The 3,705-nt window shown below is 64.3% G+C and carries 4 protein-coding genes and 1 pseudogene; 3 read left to right on the forward strand and 2 right to left on the reverse strand.

Annotated elements, in window-relative coordinates:
* Both ACY693_RS16575 and ACY693_RS16580 read right to left on the reverse strand, forming a co-directional pair.
* A pseudogene (locus tag ACY693_RS16575) lies at positions 1 to 1,015 on the reverse strand (VWA domain-containing protein); the annotation flags it as partial.
* Positions 1,016 to 1,134: 119 nt separating this feature from the next.
* On the reverse strand, positions 1,135 to 1,839 hold the full coding sequence (locus tag ACY693_RS16580; RefSeq protein ID WP_462322920.1) for a DUF3150 domain-containing protein: 705 nt from the start codon (positions 1,837 to 1,839) through the stop codon (positions 1,135 to 1,137).
* Positions 1,840 to 1,892: 53 nt separating this feature from the next.
* Between ACY693_RS16580 and ACY693_RS16585 the strand changes: the two genes are divergently transcribed.
* The 3 genes from ACY693_RS16585 to ACY693_RS16595 form a co-directional block, all read left to right on the forward strand.
* A complete protein-coding gene (locus ACY693_RS16585) occupies positions 1,893 to 2,108 on the forward strand; it encodes a hypothetical protein (protein ID WP_462322917.1) in 216 nt (71 codons plus the stop codon).
* A gap of 531 nt (positions 2,109 to 2,639) precedes the next feature.
* Positions 2,640 to 3,308 (forward strand): SOUL family heme-binding protein, encoded by a 669-nt coding sequence (locus ACY693_RS16590; protein ID WP_462322918.1) that lies wholly within the window; start codon positions 2,640 to 2,642, stop codon positions 3,306 to 3,308.
* A gap of 80 nt (positions 3,309 to 3,388) precedes the next feature.
* Positions 3,389 to 3,705 (forward strand): GIY-YIG nuclease family protein (locus ACY693_RS16595; protein ID WP_462322919.1); only part of this gene is annotated, 317 nt, incomplete at its 3' end.

A 3,705-nucleotide genomic window follows, 5' to 3' on the forward strand; every position in this document is an offset into this window, starting at 1 on the left:
AGTCCGAGTCCGAGTCCGAGTCCGAGTCCGAGTCCGAGTCCGAGTCCGAGTCCGAGTCCGAGTCCGAGTCCGAGTCCGAGTCCGAGTCCGAGTCCGAGTCCGGGTCTGGAGACGCACTCTCTTCAGCATCCGTACTCGTACCGGTTTGGTCAGCATCATCGTCCTTTGCGGGCTCGGGTCGTTGGCCCTGATCGTCGGTGCCAAGCACGTCGGTTGCGCTATCGTCAGCGCCATCGGTTCCGGCTCCTGAAGAGGGCTGAGCGCAATCTCCCGCTGCGCGATCGTCTTGCTGCGAGTCATCCTGCGCAGCTTCCGGCGAAGCCTGCTCCGGCTGCGCCGCTTCAGGTGCTTGCGGGGCTTCTTGCACAGCCTGAGCGCCCTCGTTCTCAGCCTCCAGCAGAGCCCGCACGCGTCCTGTCAGCTCGGCGACCGCCTCGGTGCTCTGCAACTGCGACACCTCGGTCAGCAGCCCCTGCAGTCGATGCACCGTGCAGGCTGCAAAGACCGCACGCAGGCGCTCCTCGGCACGCTGCGATTCCTTGGCGAGCCGACCGTAGCCAAGCACGTAATGGCGCAGCGAGAGCAGGAGATAGGTGCTCAGTATCCGCGCCGGATGCGCATCCCAGGGCGGCGCCGTCATCGCACCCGCATCGAGCAGATGCGCACAGACCGCCTGCAGCGTCTCACGGGTGCCGGGATAAGGACCGGCGAGCGCGCGCTCGATGCGCACATCCTCGAGGATGTTCAGGATCTGCCCACTCAGGGCATCGCCGTCTCGAGCCGCACGTCGGTAGACGTCAAAATCGGTATAGCGCAGATGCGCGGCCTCATGCGCCAGATAGCCCCAGGCGACCGGCAACAGTGCTGAATCGCTGGGCAGGGCTGGCACGACGATGGTCTGGCCATCGGTCAGGGCGTCGCTTCCGCCAACGCGGACAGCGACCCCGAACTGGCGTCCCAGCGCCGCCGCGACGATCGGCATGGCCCGGTGTAGCGTGGTTGAGGTTGTGATCATCAGGTGTCTCCGAAACAATCAATCGGGGACAGCCGCCCCTTAGGGCCGACTGCCCCGCAGGGGGATGGATGAAGGCCGTCAAGGCTCCGGTTGGAGCCGGTGACGGCCTGGGTGGCGGCTCAGAACCAGAAGTCCTGGGCGCTGATGGGCTCGGGTGAAACCGAGGCCGTTTGCGATCTTGGCGTGCTCGTGGAATCGAACGCTGGGGCCACATCCAGGTCGTCGACCGGACCGTCATTGAACAACGCGTCGAAGTCCGCGATCGGCTCCGCGAGCGTCGATGATGCCTCCGCAGGTTTGGTCTGCGTCTCGGTGCTCAGGGGTGCGAGTACATCTGAATCGGTCTGCGCATCCACCCCTGAAACGGGATGACTGTCGGCATCGGCGTCGACATCGGCACTGTCAGCCGTCTCATCGGCATCGGTGGTGCGATCAGGACGAACGTCCAGCACCACGCCAGAGACGTTCTGCGGCATCAGTTCCGCCAAGGCGAGCAGACCCGCTCCGTGGCGCGCCATCGCTTCGGCATCGCCAACCAGGCGCATCAATGCCCAGCCTTCCAGGAACAACCCGCCGGTGATCGCTCCGCTCGCGGGCAGACGCGCCAGCCAGGCGCGCAGCGAGCGCACCACCGGATCGATGCGATAGTCGGCAAAGCTCAGGGCATCGAGCTTGTCGGCAATGCGCCGGAAGGTCCCCAGTGCACGCTGGGACAGCTCGTCTCGGCCGAGGAACGTCTGTTCCAGATGTCGGGCCATCTGCTCGACCTCCGAGAAGATGGTCTCGCCCACGGCCTCGAGATCTTCAGCCAGGGTATCCCTCAGTGCGTCTGGGACTTAATGGACAGGAGCGCTTCACACCCGAACTGCAGGACCGCATGGCAATGACTCTCGCGCGCGAAGCGGGGCTGGAGGCCTGGCAGGCGGGGCGGCTGTCGGACGACGCCTTTGCGCACAACCTCTCGCGCATCTGGGCGGGCCTGCCAGCGGATGCGAGCAACCAAAGCTACTATGAGGGTGTGGCTGGAAATCGGGCGACGGCAGACTGGACTCAAGTGACGACGGCCCTGGAGTCTGCAAGAGCTTGGTCCTAACTCGGGCGAATCGGCATGAATCACCTCAATCCTGATGTTGATCGGCGACTAGGAATCCCGGCTGAGATCGTCATATGTAAAGCAGGGCGCCATATCCAAAGAGAGGCCGTTATCAGGATTGAAGGGGCCGAGCCAGTCGTCGATGTCCTGATCATCTGCCACGTGAGTGATGCCTGAGGCCTGAGGCCGTCGGAGACCGTTTGGTCAGGTGCGCTGACCGCACGCCTTGTCGCATGGTGGATCTGGTGGTCCGCTGCGCGCGCCGATGATCAAGCAGGGCGCTCAGCGCGAGCACCAGGATGAACACGGCCCAGGCGGTCAGGTTCAACGCCAACGAAGGCAATGGGGCAAATGCCGTTAACAGCGCTGCCCCCGCAATCAACCCCAAGACCGCATCAGCCAGACGCCGACCCAGAGACTGAGTCGCGACGGGCGGTTGGTCTTGTGACACGCGAGGAGCTTTGCATGAAGCGCGGCCCTCCACTACCAAACCGGTTTTGCCAACACCACAGCTGCGTGAGGACATCAATGATGAACAGGTACAACGCGCTGTTGACGCCCATCGCGCTGGCGATGGTGCTGACAGTCTGGGGAGGGCACGCAATGGCCACCGAAGAACCGCCTTACGAGGTCGTGCGCGAAGCGCCGGGCTTTGAACTTCGCCGCTATCAGCCGCACCTGCTCGCTGAAACCGAGGTCCAGGGCCGCTTCGACAAGGTCGGCGGCAAGGCCTTTGGCATCCTTGCCGACTACATCTTCGGCAACAACCAGGCCGCCGAGAAGATCGCAATGACCGCACCCGTCACGCAGCGCCCGTCGGCCAGCGACGATGACCAAGCCGGAACGCGGATCGAGATGACCGCCCCGGTGACGCAACGCCCCGCGCAGACCGACGACGATAGCTTCATCATCAGCTTCGTGATGCCGGAGCGCTTCACGCTCGAGACGGTGCCGCGTCCCAACGACCCGCGCGTGAGTCTGCGCGAAGCGCCTGGCCGCCTGATGGCGGTGCTGAAGTACTCCGGCGGTTGGGGCGAATCCAACTACCGGAGCCATGAGGCACAGCTGCTCGATGCCGTCCGTGCCGCTGGTCTGACACCGCTTGGTGAGCCCCTCTATGCCCGCTACAACTCCCCGTTCTCGCTGCCGTTCCTGCGCCGCAACGAGGTGATGGTTGAGGTCGCCGAATCCAGCGACTAAGCGCTCGTCATTCGATGCGGCTGAGCAACTGACCGCTGCCGCCCTTTCATGGCCAGCCGCCAAGACCGAACGGAATACGCGTGAGCGATTCCACACCCACTGACAGCCGCCCTGGCACCTATGCCGTCCTCCTCACGCCTCGGCAACAGGGCAGGATACAGATCGGCCGTCTCGGACCGCTGACGCTGAACGGGCTCGAAGAGAGCTTCCTCTACGTCGGCAGTGCCCTCGGACCCGGTGGCGTGGCTGCGCGCTGTCGTCATCATCACCGCATCACGTCCCGGCCGCATTGGCATCTGGACTATCTGCGTCCGTATTGCGATCTCATCGGAGTCTGGGTGGCTTATGGACATGAACGCCTCGAGCACCGTTGGGCGCAGGCGTTGGGCGCTTTGCC

Source organism: Halochromatium sp. (genome assembly GCF_054919635.1).